The sequence below is a fragment of the Nonomuraea candida genome, from assembly GCF_000725485.1.
GTDB lineage: Bacteria > Actinomycetota > Actinomycetes > Streptosporangiales > Streptosporangiaceae > Nonomuraea > Nonomuraea candida.
This window is the reverse complement of sequence record NZ_KL647031.1, coordinates 233,473-250,241: the sequence shown is the minus strand read 5'-3', so window position 1 is coordinate 250,241 and position 16,769 is coordinate 233,473. Positions and strand designations below refer to the sequence as shown.

Sequence of the window (16,769 nt, the reverse complement as noted above, 5' to 3'; positions counted from 1 at the left end):
GAGATGCGACAACACCCGGGACGAGCGCCGCATTCCACCCGGAAGAGTGATTCAGCTCACTACTGGGCGATCTCCTTGATCTTTTCGATGAGCCGCATCCGCTCCTCGTGCGTCCTGCCGAGCGGCGTGACGTTCAGGGTGGTCACGCCCGACTCCTTCATCGCCTGCACGCGGTCGCGCACGAAGCCCTCGCTGCCGACCAGCGACATGCGCTCCAGCAGCTCGCCCGGCACCAGCGCGGCGGCCTCGTCCTTCTTGCCCTCCAGATAGAGGTCCTGGATCCTCTCGGCCTCCTTCTCGTAGCCGTAGCGCCTGGCCAGGTCGTTGTAGAAGTTTCTGCCCTTGGCTCCCATGCCGCCGATGTAGAGGGCCGCCATCGGCCGGCCGAACTCCAGCAGCCCGGCCACGTCGTCGCCGATCGCCAGCGTGGCCTGGGCGATCACGTCGAGCTCGCCCAGCTCGGGGTCGCGCCTGGCCTTCCCGGCGGCCAGCGCGGGGCCCCAGACGTCGGCGGCCTTCTCGGGCACGTAGAAGATCGGCTCCCAGCCCTCGGCCAGCTCGGCGGTCAGCTCGACGTTCTTGGGGCCGATGGCGGCCACCACGATGGGGATGCGGGGGCGTACCGGGCGGTTGATGATCTTCAGGGGCTTGCCCAGGCCGGTGCCCTCGCCGGGCGGGAGCGGCACGGTGTAGTGGCGGCCGTCGTACTGCACGCGCTCGCGCCGCCACACCTGGCGGCAGATCTCGATGACCTCCCGCGTACGCCCCAGCGGCGCGGTGTACGGCACCCCGTGGAAGCCCTCGATCACCTGCGGCCCCGAGGCGCCGATCCCGAGCGTGAAGCGCCCGTCGGAGACGTAATCGAGGCCCGCGGCCGTCATGGCGGTCAGCGTCGGCGTGCGCGAGTAGATGGGCAGGATGCCCGAGGCGATCTGCAGCCGCTCGGTCTTCGCCGCGATGTAGCCCATCTGGCTGACGGCGTCGAACGAGTACGCCTCCGCCACGAACACGATGTCGAGGCCGGCTTTCTCGTAGTCGGCCAGCTCGGCCACCGTCTCCTTGAAGCCACCCGAATAGTTGAGTGCCATACCGATGCGCATGCGGGCTCCCACCGACCGAATGATGTTCTGTTAGTTCGCGACCATCGTATCGCGCCGGTACGAGGGCCGTGAGCCGCTAGCCTGGTTCGGGTGCTGAGCCGGCTCGTCATCGTCTTGTCCGCCGTGGTGGCCCTGGCCCTGGCGGGGCATGGGTTGATCCCGGCGCTCGGCGGGTTCACGCCCGTGTTCGAGAGCCTGTTGCCCTGGATGGGCCTGATCGTGCCCGTCCTGCTCGCCGCCGCCGCGGTGGCACGTTCCACCCCGGCCGTCGCGGCCGCGCTGGCGCCGGGGCTGGTGTGGGGCGTCATGTTCGGCTCCACGCTGTTCCGCACCCCGCCGGGCGGCCCCAGCGACCTGGCCGTCGGCACCGTCAACGTGGGGGTGCGCAACAGCGCCTCGGGCGAGGCCGTGCGCGCGATCGCCAAAGACCTCGACGTGCTGGCCGCCCAGGAGCTCACCAAGGGCGGGCCCGCGGCCAAGCAGCTCAACAAGATGTTCAAATACCACTACCCGGTCAGCACGGTCGGCCTGTGGAGCCGCTACCCGATCAGCCAGACCCAGCCGCTCGACGTCGGCATGGGCTGGCCCCGCGCCCTGCGCGCGGTGATCACCACCCCCAAGGGCAAGGTGACCGTCTACGTGATGCACCTGGCCTCGGCCAGGCCCGGCGAGACCACCTCGCGCGACGCGTCGCTGGCGCAGGCGCGCAAGCTCATCGACGCCGACCCCAGCAAGCGCATCCTGCTGCTCGGCGACCTCAACACCGCCACCACCGACCGCGGCATGCGCGGCCTGACCCCGCCGCTGATCGACGCCCAGACGGCCGCCGGCGACGGGTTCGGCTTCACCTGGCCGGCCGAGTTCCCGATCACCCGGCCCGACCACATCCTCTACAAGGGCATGACGGCGACCAAGGCGGGCGTCGCCCCGGCGACCGGCAGCGACCACCGGGCCGCGATCGCCTCACTGCGCCTGTAGCCGGGCCAGCTCCTCGGGGGTGTCGATGTCGGCGGGGTCGCCGTGCTCGTCGCACGGCACCTCCACGACCAGCTCGGGATGCGCCTTCAGGTAGGGTCGCGCCCCCACGTCGCCCACGGCCAGCTCGGCCACCCCGGCGAAGTGCGCCCGGGAGATCAGCACCGGGTTCCTGCGCCGCCCGCCGTAGGTCGCCACCGCCAGCCCGGCGCGCGCGGCGATCAGCGCCCGCACCGCGCCCGGCCCGATCAGCGGCTGGTCGGCCAGCGCCACCACCACCGACTCGGCCTCCTCGGGCAGCGCGGCCAGCCCGGCCCGCAGGGAGGAGCCCATGCCGGCGGCCCAGTCGGGGTTGCGCACGGTCACCGCCCCGCGCACCTGCACGGTGGCCGCGCCGAGCACCACCACGACCGGGTGGCAGCCGCCCTCGGCCAGCAGCCGCACGCCGCGGTCCACCAGCCGCTCACCGGCGTACTCGACCAGCGCCTTGGGCCGGCCCAGCCGCGATCCCGCGCCCGCCGCCAGCAGCAGGCCCGCCACCTTCGGGCCGCCTCTCATGGCGCCTCGTGCGGGGTCTGGTGCGGGGTCTGGTGCGGGGTCTCGTGCGGGGTCTCGTGGTGGATGCGGCCCTCGGTCGTCGTCAGCGGGCGCCCCGAGCCGCCCCAGCGCAGCTGGATCAGCTCCGCGGCGATCGACACGGCCGTCTCCTCGGGGGTGCGCGCGCCCAGGTCGAGGCCGATGGGCGACCTCAGCCGGGCCAGCTCCTCCTCCGTCAGGCCCGCCTCGCGCAGCCGGGCCAGGCGGTCGTCGTGGGTGCGCCGCGAGCCCATGGCGCCCACGTAGCCGGCGTCGGTGCGCAGCGCCACCTCCAGCAGCGGCACGTCGAACTTCGGGTCGTGGGTCAGCACGCAGATCACCGTGCGCTCGTCCACCTGCACGGTGGACAGGTAGTCGTGGGGCCACTTGACCACGACCTCGTCGGCCTCGGGGAACCGCTTGGCGGTGGCGAAGATCGGCCGCGCGTCGCACACCGTGACGTGGTAGCCGAGGAACTTGCCCACCCGGGCCACCGCGGCGGCGAAGTCGATCGCCCCGAACACCAGCATCCGCGGCGGCGGCGCGAACGAGTGCACGAACACCGCCAGGTCGTCCAGCCGCCGCTCCCCCTGCCCGCCGTAGTGCCGGATGCCGGTCAGGCCCTGGGCGAGCATGCCGCGGGCGTCGTCGTCCACGGCGTCGTCGAGGCGCTCCAGGCCCAGCGTGCCCGAGGCGCGGTCCGGCCAGATGACCCGGCGGGCGCCGATCGTGCCGGGGCCGGAGAGGATCGTGGCCACGGCGACCGGCTCGTGCGCCTCCACCGAGGCGGCGATCTCGCCCAGCTCGGGGAAGGTCTCGATGGAGATCGGCTCCACCAGGATGTCGATGATGCCGCCGCAGGTCAGGCCGACGGAGAAGGCGTCGTCGTCGCTCACGCCGTAGCGCTGCAGGACGGGCCGGTCGATCTCGGCGGCCAGCTCGAACACCGCGCCCTCGACGCATCCGCCGGAGACGCTGCCGACCACCTCGTCACCGCGCACGGCCATGGCCGCGCCCGGCGGCCTGGGCGCGCTGCTCCACGTGCCGACCACCGTGGCCAGCCCGAACCTGAGCCCCGACCGCCACCACTTCATGATCTCCGGCAGCACGTCACGCATGGGCCAGCCTTTCGCTGAGTCGTTCGAAGGCGGCCAGGCTGTGCCCGGCCACCAGGTCGTCGAGGTAGGGCAGGGCGGCCCGCATGCCGCCCGTCAGCGGCCGGTAGTCCTCGTATCCCTTGTGCGGATTGACCCAGATCACCCGGTGCGCCTGGCGTGCCAGCCTGGCCATCTGCGTGCCCAGCAGCTCTGGATCACCTCGCTCCCACCCGTCGGAGGCGATCAGCACGATCGCGCCTCTGGCGCTGTAACGCGCGAGGAACTCCCGCAGTTCCTCACCCAGGCGGGTGCCCCCGCTCCAGTCGGGGATGGTCCTGGACACCTCGTCCAGCGCGGTGCCCGGGTCGCGGTGGCGCAGCTCGGCGGTGACCGGGGTGAGCCGGGTGCCGACGGAGTACACCCTGGTGGCCCTGGGCTCGCTCCTGACCAGGGCGTGGGCGAAGCGCAGCAGGGTCTCGGCGTACGGGGCCATCGAGCCGCTGACGTCCACGAACATCACCACCGTGCGCGGCCTGGTGGTGTGCCTGCGGTGGCGCAGCACGGCCACCTCGCCCTTCCTGAGCGCGTCGCGGACCGTGCGCCGCCGGTCCAGCCGCCCCCGGTGGGCGCGCTCGAACCTGCGGGAGCGCCGCCTGGCCCGCACGCCCTTCAGCAGGGCCAGCATGCGGTGCACCTCGGCCCGCTCGGCCTCGGTGAGGCCGGCGACGTCGCGGTGCCGCAGCACCTCGATCCGGCTGGCGGTGGCGGGCGCCGCCGTCCCGTCGTCGTCGCCGCTCTCCCCGCCGTCGCCGTCGTGCCCGGCCAGGTGGCGGGTGACGCTCGTGACCGCCGTACGCGTGCGCGCCGCCCTCAGGCCGCCGAAGTAGGCGGCGAAGCACCGGTCGTAGCGGGGCAGGTCGTCGGGCGTGGCGCAGAGCGTCAGCCGGCCGGCCCAGTACACCTCGCCCGGGTCGGTCACGTCGAGGTGGGCCAGGGCCTCCAGCAGGTTGCCCGTGCGCTCGTGGTCGGCGGCGACGCCCGCCGCGCGCAGCGTCCTGGCGAACCCCGTCATGGTCGCCGCCAGCTCGCCCGCCGATCCACCCGGCACGCCCTGCCCCTCATCCGCACAGCGGCCCTGCCCCTCATCCGCACAGCGGCCCTGCCGCTCATCCGGGCGGCCGCCCCGCCGGTCATCCACCAGGCCACCTCCGCCGGTCATCCGTGCGCCAGCAGGCCGTTGCCGAGGACCGCCGCGACGTCCTCCCGGTACTTCAGGGCCGCGCCCAGCGTGGCGGCGGCCCGGTCCGGGTCGAGCTCCTTGGCGCCCAGCGTCAGCAGCGCCTCGGTCCAGTCCAGCGTCTCCGCCACGCCCGGCGGCTTGACCAGGTCCGCCCGGCGCAGCCGCCCGGCCGCCCGGGCCACCTGCGTGGCCAGCGCCTCGGTGCAGCCGGGCAGGCGCCGCAGCAGGATCGCCACCTCCCGGTCGAAGCCGGGGTGCTCCAGCCAGTGGTACAGGCAGCGCCGCTTGAGCGCGTCGTGCACCTCCCGCGTCCTGTTGGAGGTCACCACGACCACCGGCGGCGTCCTGGCCCGGATCGTGCCCAGCTCGGGGATGGAGATCGTGAAGTCCGACAGCACCTCCAGCAGGAACGCCTCGAACTCGTCGTCGGCCCGGTCGATCTCGTCCACCAGCAGCACGCTGGGCTGCGTCTCGATCGCCTTCAGCAGCGGCCTGGCGATCAGGAAGCGCCGGTCGTAGATCTCCCCCTCCAGCCGGCCCACGTCGGTGACCCCGGCGGCCTCGGCGGCCTTGAGATGGAGGAGCTGGCGGGCGAAGTCCCAGTCGTACAGGGCCTGGGCCGCGTCCAGCCCCTCGTAGCACTGGAGCCTGATGAGGGGGGCCTTCAGCAGCGTGGCCAGCGTCTTGGCCAGCTCCGTCTTCCCGACCCCCGCCTCGCCTTCGAGAAAGAGGGGCCGCCCCATCCGCAGCGCCAGGAAGGCTGCCGTGGCGAGCCCTTCGTCGGCCAGGTAGGCGTGCCGGTCGAGCAGCTCGATGAGCTGGTCCGGCGACTCGATGTCCATTGCCCTGATTGTCCGCCGCAGCACCCCTTCAGGCTACGTCGACACCCGCTTCGGCGATATTCACGCGGCGCGGCCGTCACACCATGTAAGCTCTTGCTCACCGAGCGAAAGGACGTCACGGTGCCCCCGAGCCTTTCACACGGTCCGGCCCTCACCCGGGGCCGACGTGCCGTCACCGCCGCCACCGCGGCCGAGATCTCCGTCGAGGACTGATGGCCCTTCCCCCAGGCATGGCGCATTCCTGGGACGACCACCGCTCGTCCCCCGAGGCCAGACACCAGTGCAAGCTCACCGCCGCCCGCCGGGCGATCGACGTCGCCCTGCAGTCGCGTTTCCTGTGGATCAGCCGCGAGAAACGCGAGGCCCTCTCCACCTGCGACGACCTTGAGACCCTGCAGAAATGGCTGCTGCGCATCCTCACGGTCGACACCGTGGACGAGCTCTTCATCGAGCAGGTCTGACCTCGCCCGCCCGTCCGCGGATCGGGCCCGCCACGTCGAGCGGGCCCGGCGCCCGCGTGATCGAGCGGGCCCGGTGCCCGCGCGTGATCGAGCGGGCCTGGTGCTCGCGTGAGCGCGACTCGCCGGCCCCGCCTAGCCTTCGCGCGCCTCCCCGCGCTCGCGGATCAGCGCCTCCAGCTCGGCCGTGGCCCGGCGGGCGCGCTCCTTCTCCGAGCCCTGGATGCCCATGGCCCCGACCGTACGCCCGTCGGACAGGTCGATCTTCGGCCACGGATCGCCCACCAGCAGCGTCACGTCGAGGACCTCGGGCCAGGTGGCCCGGTGGGTGCGCACGGCGTTGACGATCGTGATGCCCTGCTCGTCGGCCTCCACGCGCACCCGGCCGAGCAGGTGCAGCACCCAGGCCACGGCGCCGCCGAACGCCACGATCGCCACCCGGTCGGGCAGCTTGAAGGGCTGGGCGATGAAGACCGCCATCAGCACCGCCCCCAGCACGATCACCACGGCGGACCCGTAGGCGACGTATCTGCCCCGGCGCGGACGCCAGGTGACGGGCAGGGGCGGTGCGGACGGCGAAGACGGCGGAGGGGTCACGGGCTCTGGCACGAGGGAAACCTACCGCAGGTCAGTGGAGGTCCCTCAGGAGGAGTGCGGTCTCGAGCGCGGCGATGGTCGATTCGTAACCCTTGTCCTCCTTGCTGCCCGGCAGCCCGGAACGATCAACGGCCTGGTCCATCGTCTCGCAGGTCAGCACGCCGTTGCCGACGGGGGTGCTCTCGTCCAGCGAGATCCGGGTCAGGCCCGCGGTCACCGAGTCGCAGACATAGTCGAAATGGGCGGTCTCGCCGCGGATGACCGCGCCCAGGGCCACCACGGCGTCGCAGCGGCGGGCCAGGGCCTGGGCGACCACGGGGATCTCCAGCGAGCCCGGCACGCGGACGACGGTCGCGGTGGCGCCGCTGTCGTCGCAGGCCTGCACCGCGCGTGACACGAGCTGGTCGGTGATCTTGGCGTGCCAGCTCGCCGCCACCACGCCCACCGTCAGCCCCGAGGCGTCCGGCGCCACGGCGCCCGGCCGTCCTTCCCCGCTCATGCGGCCCCCCTCTCCGGCCGCGCCTCCGGCGGCCCGTCGTGTCCGATCGCCGGCCTGTGCCCGATCGATCGCCTATGTCCGGCCGATGGCCTATGCCCGGCCGGTCGTCCGTGCCCGGCCGGTCGTCGCTTGTTCACGAAGCCTCCGAGATGTCATGGCCCAGGCGCTCGCGCTTGGCCGCGAGGTAGCGCTCGTTGTACGGGTTGACGGCCACGGGCATGGGCTCGCGGCCGAGGACCTTGATGCCGTAGCCGTCCATGCCCTTGAGCTTGGCCGGGTTGTTGGTGAGCAGCCGGATCGACCTGACTCCCAGGTCGGCCAGGATCTGGCCGGCGTTGGAGAACTCCCGCGCGTCCACCGGCAGGCCCAGCTCCAGGTTGGCGTCGACGGTGTCGCTGCCGTTGTCCTGGAGGCTGTACGCCTTGAGCTTGGCCAGCAGGCCGATCCCCCTGCCTTCGTGCCCGCGCAGGTAGACGATCACACCGCGGCCCTCCTGCGCGACCGCCGACATGGCGTTGTCGAGCTGCACCCCGCAGTCGCAGCGCAGCGAGCCGAACACGTCGCCGGTCAGGCACTCGGAGTGGGCTCTGACCAGGATGTTCTCGCCGTCGTCGAGGTCGCCGTAGACGAGCGCGACGTGCTCGCCGCCGTCGAGCGCGCTGGCGTAGCCGAAGGCCCGCCACATGCCGTAGACGTTGGGCAGCCGCGTCTCGGCGACCCGGGTCACCATGCTCTCGGCCCGCCGCCGGTAGTCGACGAGCTGCTCGATCGACACCAGCGCCAGGTCGTGCTCGTCGGCGAAGCGGCGCAGCTGGGGCAGCCTGGCCATGGTGCCGTCGTCGTTGACCACCTCGGCCAGCGCGCCGGCCGCCGACAGCCCCGCGATCCTGGCCAGGTCGACGGCCGCCTCGGTGTGGCCGCGCCGGGCCAGCACGCCGCCCTCGTGGTAGCGCAGCGGGAAGATGTGCCCGGGGCGCACCAGCTCGTTGGGCTCGGTGGCGGAGTCGGCGAGCGTGCGGATCGTCTTGGCCCGGTCGGCCGCGGAGATGCCCGTGGTGACGCCGTCGCGGGCGTCCACGGTGATCGTGTACGCCGTGCGCATGCGCTCCTTGTTGTTGAAGACCATGAGCGGCAGGCCGAGCCGGTCGAGCTCCTTGCCCTCCATGGCCACGCAGATCATGCCGCTGGTGTGCCTGATCGTGAACGTGCACAGCTCCGGCGTGGCCTTGGCCGCGGCGAAGATGAGGTCGCCTTCGTTCTCCCTGTTCTCGTCGTCCACGACCACCACGGGCCGGCCGCTGCGGATGTCCTCGATGGCCCGCTCGATCGGGTCCAGCTTGATGTCGTTCACTGTGCCACCGCCACCTTCGGAGCCATCGCGCGGTACTCGCGCAGCCATTTCATGAACCCGATGACGACCAGCACGAAGAACACGCCGTACACGGCGCCGGAGACCACCAGCCCCGAGCTGAACGCCAACGGCACGCCGACCAGGTCGACGGCCACCCACACGATCCAGAAGTCCACCAGCGCCCTGCCCTGCGCCCAGGTGGCCAGCGCGCTGCCGACGAAGATGTAGGCGTCGGCGGCCACCAGGGCCACGCCCTTGACGCCCGGCACCTGCGCGCCCCACGACAGGCCGGTCACGTAGAACAGCACCCCGATCACCACGGTGCCCAGCATCATGAGACCGATCAGCATCAGCCGCTCCCACGGCTGGGCCGGGCGGACGGCCAGCTGCCTGCCGTCCTGGGTGCCGCGCCGCCAGGCCCACCAGCCGTAGATCGCCAGGCCCGCGAACATCGCCTGCTTGAGCGCGTTGCCGGTGATGTGCGCGTTGATCGAGGCGATGAACAGCAGCACCGCGCCGGTGAACTGCACCGGCCACGTCCACATCGACTTGCGCATGGCCAGCAGGACCGTGGCGAGAGCGGCGATGTTGCCCACCAGGTCGGTCCAGAGCACATGCGTGCCGAATATCTCGAATCCGGCGTCAGCCCAGTTCACTTTCTGGCCACCAACCTCTCCACATACTTCGCGATCACGTCGACCTCGATGTTGACCACGTCGCCCACCCGGCGATCGCCCATCGTGGTGAGCTTCAGCGTGGTCGGGATGAGGCTCACGCCGAAGCTTTCGTCGTCAACCGTCGTCACCGTCAGGCTGATTCCGTCGATCGCGATCGAGCCCTTCTCCGCGACGTACGGGGCCAGCGCGCCCGGCAGCGAGAAGCGCAGGTCGTCCCAGCTCTCCCCGGGGTCGCGCGACAGCAGCACGGAGGTGCCGTCGACGTGGCCCTGCACGATGTGCCCGCCAAGGCGCTGGTCGGCGCGTACGGCCCGCTCCAGGTTCACCGCCGACCCCTCGGCCAGGCCGCCCAGCGAGCTGCGGTCCAGCGACTCCTTGATCACGTCGACGGTGAACACGTCGTCCTTGACCTCCACCACCGTCAGGCACACCCCGTTGACCGCGATGGAGTCGCCGTGCTTGGCGTCGGAGGTGACGATCGGGCCGCGCACCGCCAGCAGGGCGCCGCCGCCCGACCGCTCGATGGCCACCACGTCGCCCTTTTCCTCAATGATTCCGGTGAACATCACTTCTCCCTGCCTGATGGGGTGGCGGGCCGGGCGATCAGCCGGACATCCGGCCCGATTGGGGAAATCTCGTCAAAAGTCAGGTGATGGAGCTCGCCGATCGTGCGCACCCCGGCCGCGCCGAGCGCGGCGGGCCCGGAGCCGAGCAGCGCCGGGGCCAGGTACGCCACCACGCGATCGACCAGGCCCTGCCGGACGAACGCGCCGGCCAGCGTGGGCCCGCCCTCCAGGAACACGCTGACGATCTCGCGCGCGGCCAGCTCGCGGAGCAGGGCGTGCAGGTCGAGGCCGCCGCCGTGGCGGGGCAGACCGCCGTGGCCGGGCAGACCGCCGTGGCCGGGCAGACCGCCGTGGCCGGGCAGACCGCCGTGGCGGGGCAGACCGCCGTGGCGGGGCAGGCCGCCGTGGCGGGGCAGGCGCAGCAGGTCGGCCTTGAGCGCGGTGTCCGCGTCGTCGGCGACGGCCACGAGGGTGGGGGCCGCGTCGTCGAGGACCCGGGCCTCCTGGGGCGTCCTGCCGCCGGAGTCGACCACGACCCGCACCGGCACCCGTCCGGCCCGCCCCTCAACGTCGGAGGGTCCGCCCTTGGGACGGGCGCCGGGGACGGGGCGGGCGGTGAGGTGGGGGTCGTCGGCCAGCACCGTGCCGATGCCGGCCACGATCGCGTCGGAGGCAGCCCGCAGCCGGTGCACGTCGGCCCTGGCCTCCGGCGAGGTGATCCACTTGCTGGTGCCGTCTTCCGCGGCCGACCTGCCGTCGAGCGTCGCGGCGAACTTCCAGGTCACGTGGGAGCGCCCGAGGCGCGCGTAGGTCAGCCACTCCTCGTTGACCCGCTCCGCCTCGGCGGCGAGCACCCCGGAGACGACCTCGACGCCGTGGGCCCGCAGCCGCCGCGCGCCGCCGGCCGCCTTCGGGCTGGGGTCGGGCACGGCGACGACCACGCGCGCCACCCCCGCCTCCAGCAGGGCGAGGCTGCACGGCCCCGTCCGGCCGGTGTGGTCGCAGGGTTCGAGCGTGACGTAGGCGGTGCCGCCCCTGGCCCGCTCACCCGCCCGGGCCAGCGCGACGACCTCGGCGTGCGGCCCTCCGGCGTACGCGTGGAAGCCCTCGCCGGCCACCTGCCCGGCCGCGTCGAGCACGACGCAGCCCACGACGGGGTTGGGGCTGGTGGTGCCGTGGCCGTGCCCGGCCAGCGCGACGGCGCGCGCCATGTGGGCGGCGTCCAGCGGGGATGTCTCCACCCGGGTCTCCTACTCGCCAGTAGCTCCAAGCCACGGCGGGCCCCGGGGGACTTTCGCCACGGTGCACGGCACAGCCGCACCATGGCAGGCGCCCGGCTGGGACACCGGACACCTCGCGCGCTTCCTCCCATCCGGACTTTAACCGTCGGTCTCGGAATTTCACCGAGTCAACCGGCCGATGGCATCGGCCGGGTCGCGGACTGTCACCGCCGGTTCGGACTTTCACCGACCCCGGAGCACGCTAGCTCTCTTGCCCTATCAGTGTGCCATGCCCGCGGGCGAGGACGCGACCACCCCCCGCGAAGAGAGCAAGCGCTAGGTTATGCGGCCATGAGCCGGTGCGCCCGGCGGGCCGCCGGGCTGTAGCGGACGTGGCCGGGGACCAGCCCGATCCCGGTGTGCAGGGTGCGCAGCGTGGCCGTGGCCCACAGGTCGCCGACGGGCGTGGCGGGCAGGCCGTACAGGCGCCTGGCCCAGCGCGGCAGCGTGGCGAAGGACAGCAGCGTCAGCGCGGGCATCGCCGGCTTGAGCGGCGTCAGCAGGCGCGGGAGCGGCGCGTTCAGCGACAGGCGCAACGGGTGGGCCGCCTCGGGCACGAAGCGCAGGCCGGGACGCTCGGCCTCGATGTAGTCGCGCAGCTCGGCCACCGAGCCGGGCACGTCCTGCGGCGCCAGGCCCACGACCTCGGCGGCGCGCCGCCATTCGGCGACGAAGGCGTCGGCCTCGGCGTCCGTCAGCCGCACCCCGGCGCGCCGGGCGACCGACAGGTAGGAGTCGACCTCGCCCACGTGCACCCAGCGCAGCGCGTCGGGCTCGTCGAGCCGGAAGGTCTCGCCGGTGTCGGGGTCGTGGCCGGTCAGCCTGGCATGGATCTTGCGCACCCGCCGGCCCGCGCGCTCGACCTCGGCGCGGGTGCCGTAGGTGCGCACGCGGACGAACTCGGTGGTGCGTACGAACCGCGACCAGGCCTCCTGCGGATCCATCAGCGCGGAGTTCTGCAGCACGCCGCGCATCGCGCGAGGATGCAGCCCCTGCATCAGCAGCGCCCGGATCCCGCCCACGAGCAGGATCGGCTCGCCCATCACCCGCCACGTCACCGAGCGGGGCCCGAAGATGCCATGGTCGCTCATAAGTGGAGGCTTACCCCGCGGCGGGGCCCTTCATGTCACGAGAGCGCGCGCTCGGCGGCGGCCCGCAGCCCGTCGATCGCGGCCACCGGGTCGGAGGCGCCGTAGACCGCGCTGCCCGCCACGAACACGTCGGCCCCCGCCTCGGCGCAGCGCCCGATCGTGTCGAGGTCCACGCCGCCGTCCACCTGCAGCCAGACGCGCCCGCCGTGCCGCCCGACGAGGTCGCGGGCGCGCCGGACCTTCGGCAGCACGACGTCGAGGAACTTCTGCCCGCCGAACCCCGGCTCGACGGTCATCAGCAGCAGCATGTCGATCTCGCCGAGCAGGTCTTCGTACGGCTCCACGGGCGTGGCCGGGCTGAGCGCGAGGCCCGCCCGGGCGCCGAGCGAGCGGACCTCGCGCAGCGTGCGGATGGGCGCCTTGGCCGCCTCGGCGTGGATGGTCACGCTGCCCGCGCCCGCCTCCGCGTACTGCGGCGCCCAGCGGTCGGGCTCAGCGATCATCAGGTGGCAGTCGAGCGGCGTGTCGGTCGCCTTGCGCAACGCCTCGACCACGGGCAGGCCCAGGGTCAGGTTGGGCACGAAGTGGTAGTCCATGACGTCGACGTGCAGCCAGTCGGCGTTGGGCACGGCGGCGGCCTCGTCGGCGAGCCTGGCGAAGTCGGCGGCGAGGATGCTGGGCGAGATCTGTACGGCCATGATTTCCGAGTCTAGTGAAGCCCTCACGGCCCCTTCACCCCGCACGCCCGGCGACCCTCGTGACGCCGTGCCGCCCGCCCCGGTGAGCGGTCGCCCGCGACGACCCGGCGGGTCAGCGCCCCTGGTGGACGGGCTGTGGCTCACGCGCCCTGTTCATCAGCCCGAGCCTGATGAACAGCATCGGCGCGCCGGCCTGCACCCAGAGCGTGAGCAGCGCGAAACCCGCGTACGTCCCGGCGGGGGTCTGGGGCAGCACTTCGCGCTCGGCGTACCAGATCAGCAGCGCCACCCCCGTGCCGATCACCCAGCGCAGGGCCCGCACCCCGAGCCGGCCGCCCGCGTCGAACCAGCCCAGCCGGTACATGACCGAGGTGCCCGCCAGCGTCCCGAGCAGCATCCCGGCCATGGTGACGACGGTGTCCAGGCTCTCGGGGTCGATCGCCCCGGCCCAGCTCCAGCTCCGCGGCGGCGCCCAGCCGGCGTACGGGGCGTTGGCCAGCGCGGCGGCGCCGATCAGCGCGCCGGAGAGCACGGCGGAGGCGGCGAGCTGCGCCCACAGCGCCTGCCCGCGCCACCAGTCCGTCGCCGGCCGTTCGAACCGGTGCACGACCAGCAGCACCGCCAGCCCGAGCAGCACCCCGGCCACCACGTCGGAGATGAAGTGCACGCCCAGGTACACCCGGCTCAGGCACACCAGCCCGACCACCGTCCCCGCCGCCCACCACGCCCACGGCCGGCCCGCCATCCCGGCGATCCGGCCCACGCCGGCCGTGCCGATCTGGGCGTGCCCGGACGGCAGCCCGAAGGCCGTCTCGACGGACAGCGGCCGGATCCTGGAGTCGATCCAGTACGGCCTGGGCTGGTGCGCGATGAGCTTGCCGATCGCGTTCGTGGCGGCGGCCAGCAGCACGGTCAGGCCGAGCCGCAGCGCGAGCGCCGGGTTGACGCACCAGTAGAGCACGGGCAGGCAGAGCAGGAAGAACGTGTCCGTCCCGAGCACCGACACCAGCTCCAGCACCGGGCGGACGGCATCGGGCCAGCTCTGCAGCCAGATGATCGGCCCAAGTTCCGCTATGTGAAGGTCATCCAGGAAGTCCACGTCGTCGATCGGATCACACGCACCCTCCCGAATGCCACCTCATCCACCCCATAAGCACCACCAAGCCGCGAACCTCAACGGCGAGCCGGCCGAAGCCCGAACCGGCCTGAGGACCCCGGCGGTGCGGGCTCAGGGCAGTTTGCGCAGCAGGGCCAGGAACATGGCGTCGGTGCCGTGGCGGTGGGGCCAGAACTGGGCGTGCGGCCCGTCGCCGAGCCCCTCCACCTCGGGCAGGTAGTCGCGCGCGTCGAGCTGCTCGACGTCCTTCCTGCGGCCCGCGACGTCGCCGATCACCACGCGGGTCTCGGCCAGGTGCGGCGAGCAGGTGACGTAGGCCACGACGCCTCCCGGGCGCACGGCGTCGAGCGCCGTTTCGAGCAGCCGCCGCTGCAACCGGCCCAGCTCGGCGATGCCGGACGGGTCGCGCCGCCAGCGCGCCTCGGGCCGCCGCCGCAACGCGCCCAGCCCGGTGCAGGGGGCGTCGAGCATGGCCCGGTCGAACACGCCGGGCCGCCACACGGGCTCCGTGCCGTCGGCGGTCACCACGGACGCGTCTCTGGTGGTCTCCCAGACCAGCCGCGCCCGGTGGTACTGAACGTCGGCGGCCAGCAGCCGCGCCCCGCCGGGGAAGGCCGCGAAAGCCCGCGCGCCGGGGTCAGCGGCGCGGCGGGTGTCCTCGGCGAGCCCGGCGAGGTCGCCGTGGGTGGCGATGGCGTCCAGCAGGCCGGCCTTGCCGCCGGGCCCCGCGCACATGTCGAGCCACCGCTCCTCCCCGTCGCCGTCGATCGGCACCCGGGTCAGGGCCAGCGCGACGAGCTGGCTGGCCTCGTCCTGGACGGCCGCGCGGGTCTCGGCCACGGCGTCGATCTGGCCGGGATCGCCCTCGCGCAGGTAGGCGGCGTACGGCGAGTAGCGGCCCGGCATCGCGCCCAGCTCTTCGAGCTCATCCGCCGAGCTGCGGCCCGGCCGCGCCACCAGCGTCACCAGGGGCCGGGCGTTGTCGGCCTCGAGCAGGTCGGCCATCTCGCCGGACGAGCCCAGGGCGTCGCGGAAGGCGGAGACGATCCAGCGGGGATGCCCGTAGGCGACGGCGAGGTGCCCGACCGGGTCGTGGGCCGGGTCGGGCGCGACGATGGGCACCCACTCCTCGATGGTCCTGGAGCCGATCTTGCGCAGCACCGCGTTGACGAACTTGGCCGCGCCGGCGCCGATGCGCAGCCGCACCAGGTCGACGGTGGTGCCGACGGCCGCGTGCGGGGGCACGCGCATGCGCAGGAGCTGGTGGGCGCCCAGCCGCAACGCGTCGCGCACGTCGGGGTCGGGCGCGCGGTCGCTGCACGTCTCGATGATGGCGTCGTAGGTGCCGAGCCCGCGCAGCGTCCCGTACGCGAGCTCGGTGGCCAGCGCGGCGTCTCTTCCCTTGATGCCGCGCTCGCGCAGCAGGCGCGGCAGAAGCAGGTTGGCGTACGCGTCGCGCTCGTCCACCGCGCGCACGACGTCGAAGGCCGCGTTGCGGGCCTGGTCGCGCGTGGGTCTGCGTGGCCTGCGGCCGCGGGCGTCGCCGCCCCTGCCGCCGGCCCCCTGGTGCCCCCTGGTCTTCATCCCCTCGAACTCTCACTCACGCCGTGGGCGGCCTGTCGAGCGCGTCGCCGGGCGGCGCCTCGGCTCCGGCCCCGCCGGTCTTGGGGCCCGGTCACTTGAAGACCTCTCCGCCCTCGGGGCGCACTCCCCTGGCCCACTCCACGGCCGCCATCAGCCGCTTGCCCTGCGGCTGCACCTCGCCCAGCTCGACGGCTCCGGTGGCCGTGCCGACCAGCACCGAGGTCTTGCCGGCCGCGATCTCCCCGGGGGCGAGCCGCTCCCCCGGCACCACGCGCACGGGCCCCACCTTGACCCGCTGCCCCCTGAACTCGCTCCACGCCCCCGGGTTGGGGGTGCAGGCGCGGATCAGGCGGTCGACGTGCATGGCGGGCTTGCCCCAGTCGATCCGCGCGTCGGCGACGGTGATCTTGGGGGCGATGGTGATGCCGTCGGCCGACTGCGGGCGGGCCTCCAGGGTGCCGTCCTCGACGCCGTCGAGGGTGGCGGCGAGCAGGCCCGCGCCCGCGACCGACAGCCGCTCCAGCAGCGAGCCGCTCGTGTCGGAGGTGCGGATCTCCTCGGTCACCACGCCGTAGACGGGCCCGGCGTCGAGCTCCTTGACGATCCGGAACGTGCTCGCCCCGCCGATCTCGTCACCGTGCAGGATCGCGTGCTGGACGGGCGCGGCGCCGCGCCAGGCGGGCAGGATCGAGAAGTGGAGGTTGATCCAGCCGTGCCGGGGCACGTCGAGCGCCGACTGCGGCAGCAGCGCGCCGTATGCCACCACCGGGCAGCAGTCGGGCTCCAGCGCCCGCAACTGGTCGAGGAAGGCCGGGTCGCCGGCCTTCTGCGGGCGCAGCACCTCGATGCCCGCCTCCTCGGCGAGCACCGCCACCGGGGAGGGGTGGACCTTGCGGCCGCGCCCCGACTGGGCGTCGGGACGGGTGATGACCGCCACCACCTCGTGCCGGGGCGAGTCGATCAGGGTGCGCAGCGACGGCAGTGCCGTCTCGGGCGTGCCCGCGAAGACCAGACGCATGCT

At 73.3% G+C, this 16,769-nt stretch carries 18 protein-coding genes and 1 riboswitch; of the genes, 2 read left to right on the top strand and 16 right to left on the bottom strand.

Going from position 1 to position 16,769, the window contains the following annotated elements:
• Window positions 1-59: 59 nt before the first annotated feature.
• A complete protein-coding gene (locus IO39_RS45110; RefSeq protein WP_043638651.1) occupies window positions 60-1,100 on the bottom strand; it encodes an LLM class F420-dependent oxidoreductase in 1,041 nt (346 codons plus the stop codon).
• Window positions 1,101-1,190: 90 nt separating this feature from the next.
• Here IO39_RS45110 and IO39_RS45105 point away from each other — a divergent pair, with 90 nt between their 5' ends.
• Window positions 1,191-2,078: an endonuclease/exonuclease/phosphatase family protein gene (locus tag IO39_RS45105; RefSeq protein ID WP_063765471.1), complete on the top strand. Its 888-nt coding sequence runs from the start codon at window positions 1,191-1,193 to the stop codon at window positions 2,076-2,078.
• On the opposite strand, the gene IO39_RS45100 is transcribed toward IO39_RS45105, so the two are convergent.
• The 4 genes from IO39_RS45100 to IO39_RS45085 form a co-directional block, all read right to left on the bottom strand.
• Window positions 2,064-2,633 carry a nucleotidyltransferase family protein gene (locus tag IO39_RS45100; RefSeq protein WP_211267406.1) on the bottom strand — a complete coding sequence of 190 codons (570 nt, stop codon included), beginning with the start codon at window positions 2,631-2,633 and terminating at the stop codon, window positions 2,064-2,066. The two genes, IO39_RS45105 and IO39_RS45100, sit on opposite strands and share 15 nt — an antisense overlap.
• Window positions 2,630-3,769: an XdhC family protein gene (locus tag IO39_RS45095; RefSeq protein ID WP_043638644.1), complete on the bottom strand. Its 1,140-nt coding sequence runs from the start codon at window positions 3,767-3,769 to the stop codon at window positions 2,630-2,632. Before IO39_RS45095 ends, IO39_RS45100 begins: the two co-directional genes overlap by 4 nt.
• Window positions 3,762-4,856 carry a vWA domain-containing protein gene (locus IO39_RS45090; protein ID WP_043638641.1) on the bottom strand — a complete coding sequence of 365 codons (1,095 nt, stop codon included), beginning with the start codon at window positions 4,854-4,856 and terminating at the stop codon, window positions 3,762-3,764. The genes IO39_RS45095 and IO39_RS45090 overlap by 8 nt, the downstream gene beginning before the upstream one ends.
• Before the next feature lie 107 nt (window positions 4,857-4,963).
• Window positions 4,964-5,830, bottom strand: coding sequence for an AAA family ATPase (locus IO39_RS45085; RefSeq protein WP_043638638.1), 867 nt, complete (start codon window positions 5,828-5,830; stop codon window positions 4,964-4,966).
• Between the two features lie 212 nt (window positions 5,831-6,042).
• Between IO39_RS45085 and IO39_RS45080 the strand changes: the two genes are divergently transcribed.
• Window positions 6,043-6,291: a hypothetical protein gene (locus IO39_RS45080; RefSeq protein ID WP_157549857.1), complete on the top strand. Its 249-nt coding sequence runs from the start codon at window positions 6,043-6,045 to the stop codon at window positions 6,289-6,291.
• 132 nt (window positions 6,292-6,423) lie between these two features.
• Here IO39_RS45080 and IO39_RS45075 read toward each other — a convergent pair whose 3' ends face one another.
• The 11 genes from IO39_RS45075 to fmt form a co-directional block, all read right to left on the bottom strand.
• The gene (locus IO39_RS45075; protein WP_245642629.1) at window positions 6,424-6,897 is read right to left on the bottom strand and encodes a PH domain-containing protein; all 474 of its coding nucleotides are present in this window, start codon (window positions 6,895-6,897) and stop codon (window positions 6,424-6,426) included.
• A 19-nt stretch (window positions 6,898-6,916) separates the two neighbouring features.
• On the bottom strand, window positions 6,917-7,384 hold the full coding sequence (ribH, locus tag IO39_RS45070; RefSeq protein ID WP_043638632.1) for a 6,7-dimethyl-8-ribityllumazine synthase: 468 nt from the start codon (window positions 7,382-7,384) through the stop codon (window positions 6,917-6,919).
• A 133-nt stretch (window positions 7,385-7,517) separates the two neighbouring features.
• Entirely contained in the window at window positions 7,518-8,783 is a 1,266-nt protein-coding gene (locus IO39_RS45065; protein WP_052424191.1) for a bifunctional 3,4-dihydroxy-2-butanone-4-phosphate synthase/GTP cyclohydrolase II, read from the bottom strand.
• Window positions 8,732-9,391 (bottom strand): nicotinamide mononucleotide transporter family protein, encoded by a 660-nt coding sequence (locus IO39_RS45060; RefSeq protein WP_043638628.1) that lies wholly within the window; start codon window positions 9,389-9,391, stop codon window positions 8,732-8,734. The genes IO39_RS45065 and IO39_RS45060 overlap by 52 nt, the downstream gene beginning before the upstream one ends.
• The gene (locus IO39_RS45055; RefSeq protein ID WP_043638625.1) at window positions 9,388-9,978 is read right to left on the bottom strand and encodes a riboflavin synthase; all 591 of its coding nucleotides are present in this window, start codon (window positions 9,976-9,978) and stop codon (window positions 9,388-9,390) included. Before IO39_RS45055 ends, IO39_RS45060 begins: the two co-directional genes overlap by 4 nt.
• The gene (gene ribD / locus IO39_RS45050; protein ID WP_245642628.1) at window positions 9,978-11,219 is read right to left on the bottom strand and encodes a bifunctional diaminohydroxyphosphoribosylaminopyrimidine deaminase/5-amino-6-(5-phosphoribosylamino)uracil reductase RibD; all 1,242 of its coding nucleotides are present in this window, start codon (window positions 11,217-11,219) and stop codon (window positions 9,978-9,980) included. The genes IO39_RS45055 and ribD overlap by 1 nt, the downstream gene beginning before the upstream one ends.
• A gap of 113 nt (window positions 11,220-11,332) precedes the next feature.
• Window positions 11,333-11,463: riboswitch (FMN riboswitch) on the bottom strand.
• A gap of 76 nt (window positions 11,464-11,539) precedes the next feature.
• Entirely contained in the window at window positions 11,540-12,349 is an 810-nt protein-coding gene (locus tag IO39_RS45045; RefSeq protein ID WP_043638622.1) for an oxygenase MpaB family protein, read from the bottom strand.
• Between the two features lie 35 nt (window positions 12,350-12,384).
• Complete coding sequence (rpe, locus tag IO39_RS45040) at window positions 12,385-13,047, bottom strand: ribulose-phosphate 3-epimerase (protein WP_043638619.1); 663 nt, start codon at window positions 13,045-13,047, stop codon at window positions 12,385-12,387.
• A gap of 112 nt (window positions 13,048-13,159) precedes the next feature.
• Window positions 13,160-14,146, bottom strand: a complete 987-nt coding sequence (locus IO39_RS45035; RefSeq protein ID WP_052424190.1) for a phosphatase PAP2 family protein — start codon at window positions 14,144-14,146, stop codon at window positions 13,160-13,162.
• Between the two features lie 129 nt (window positions 14,147-14,275).
• On the bottom strand, window positions 14,276-15,748 hold the full coding sequence (locus tag IO39_RS45030) for an RsmB/NOP family class I SAM-dependent RNA methyltransferase (RefSeq protein ID WP_043638614.1): 1,473 nt from the start codon (window positions 15,746-15,748) through the stop codon (window positions 14,276-14,278).
• Window positions 15,749-15,839: 91 nt separating this feature from the next.
• A complete protein-coding gene (gene fmt, locus IO39_RS45025) occupies window positions 15,840-16,766 on the bottom strand; it encodes a methionyl-tRNA formyltransferase (protein ID WP_043638611.1) in 927 nt (308 codons plus the stop codon).
• Between the last annotated feature and the right edge of the window lie 3 nt (window positions 16,767-16,769).

What these genes read in the sequence shown, in the direction of transcription:
- fmt (WP_043638611.1), bottom strand. Translation starts at nt 16,766, where the DNA reads ATGCGTCTGGTCTTCGCGGGCACGCCCGAGACGGCACTGCCGTCGCTG.
- IO39_RS45085 (WP_043638638.1), bottom strand. Translation starts at nt 5,830, where the DNA reads ATGGACATCGAGTCGCCGGACCAGCTCATCGAGCTGCTCGACCGGCAC.
- ribH (WP_043638632.1), bottom strand. Translation starts at nt 7,384, where the DNA reads ATGAGCGGGGAAGGACGGCCGGGCGCCGTGGCGCCGGACGCCTCGGGG.
- IO39_RS45030 (WP_043638614.1), bottom strand. Translation starts at nt 15,748, where the DNA reads ATGAAGACCAGGGGGCACCAGGGGGCCGGCGGCAGGGGCGGCGACGCC.
- IO39_RS45110 (WP_043638651.1), bottom strand. Translation starts at nt 1,100, where the DNA reads ATGCGCATCGGTATGGCACTCAACTATTCGGGTGGCTTCAAGGAGACG.
- IO39_RS45080 (WP_157549857.1), top strand. Translation starts at nt 6,043, where the DNA reads ATGGCCCTTCCCCCAGGCATGGCGCATTCCTGGGACGACCACCGCTCG.
- IO39_RS45100 (WP_211267406.1), bottom strand. Translation starts at nt 2,633, where the DNA reads ATGAGAGGCGGCCCGAAGGTGGCGGGCCTGCTGCTGGCGGCGGGCGCG.
- IO39_RS45065 (WP_052424191.1), bottom strand. Translation starts at nt 8,783, where the DNA reads ATGGCTGCGCGAGTACCGCGCGATGGCTCCGAAGGTGGCGGTGGCACA.
- IO39_RS45095 (WP_043638644.1), bottom strand. Translation starts at nt 3,769, where the DNA reads ATGCGTGACGTGCTGCCGGAGATCATGAAGTGGTGGCGGTCGGGGCTC.
- IO39_RS45045 (WP_043638622.1), bottom strand. Translation starts at nt 12,349, where the DNA reads ATGAGCGACCATGGCATCTTCGGGCCCCGCTCGGTGACGTGGCGGGTG.
- IO39_RS45055 (WP_043638625.1), bottom strand. Translation starts at nt 9,978, where the DNA reads ATGTTCACCGGAATCATTGAGGAAAAGGGCGACGTGGTGGCCATCGAG.
- rpe (WP_043638619.1), bottom strand. Translation starts at nt 13,047, where the DNA reads ATGGCCGTACAGATCTCGCCCAGCATCCTCGCCGCCGACTTCGCCAGG.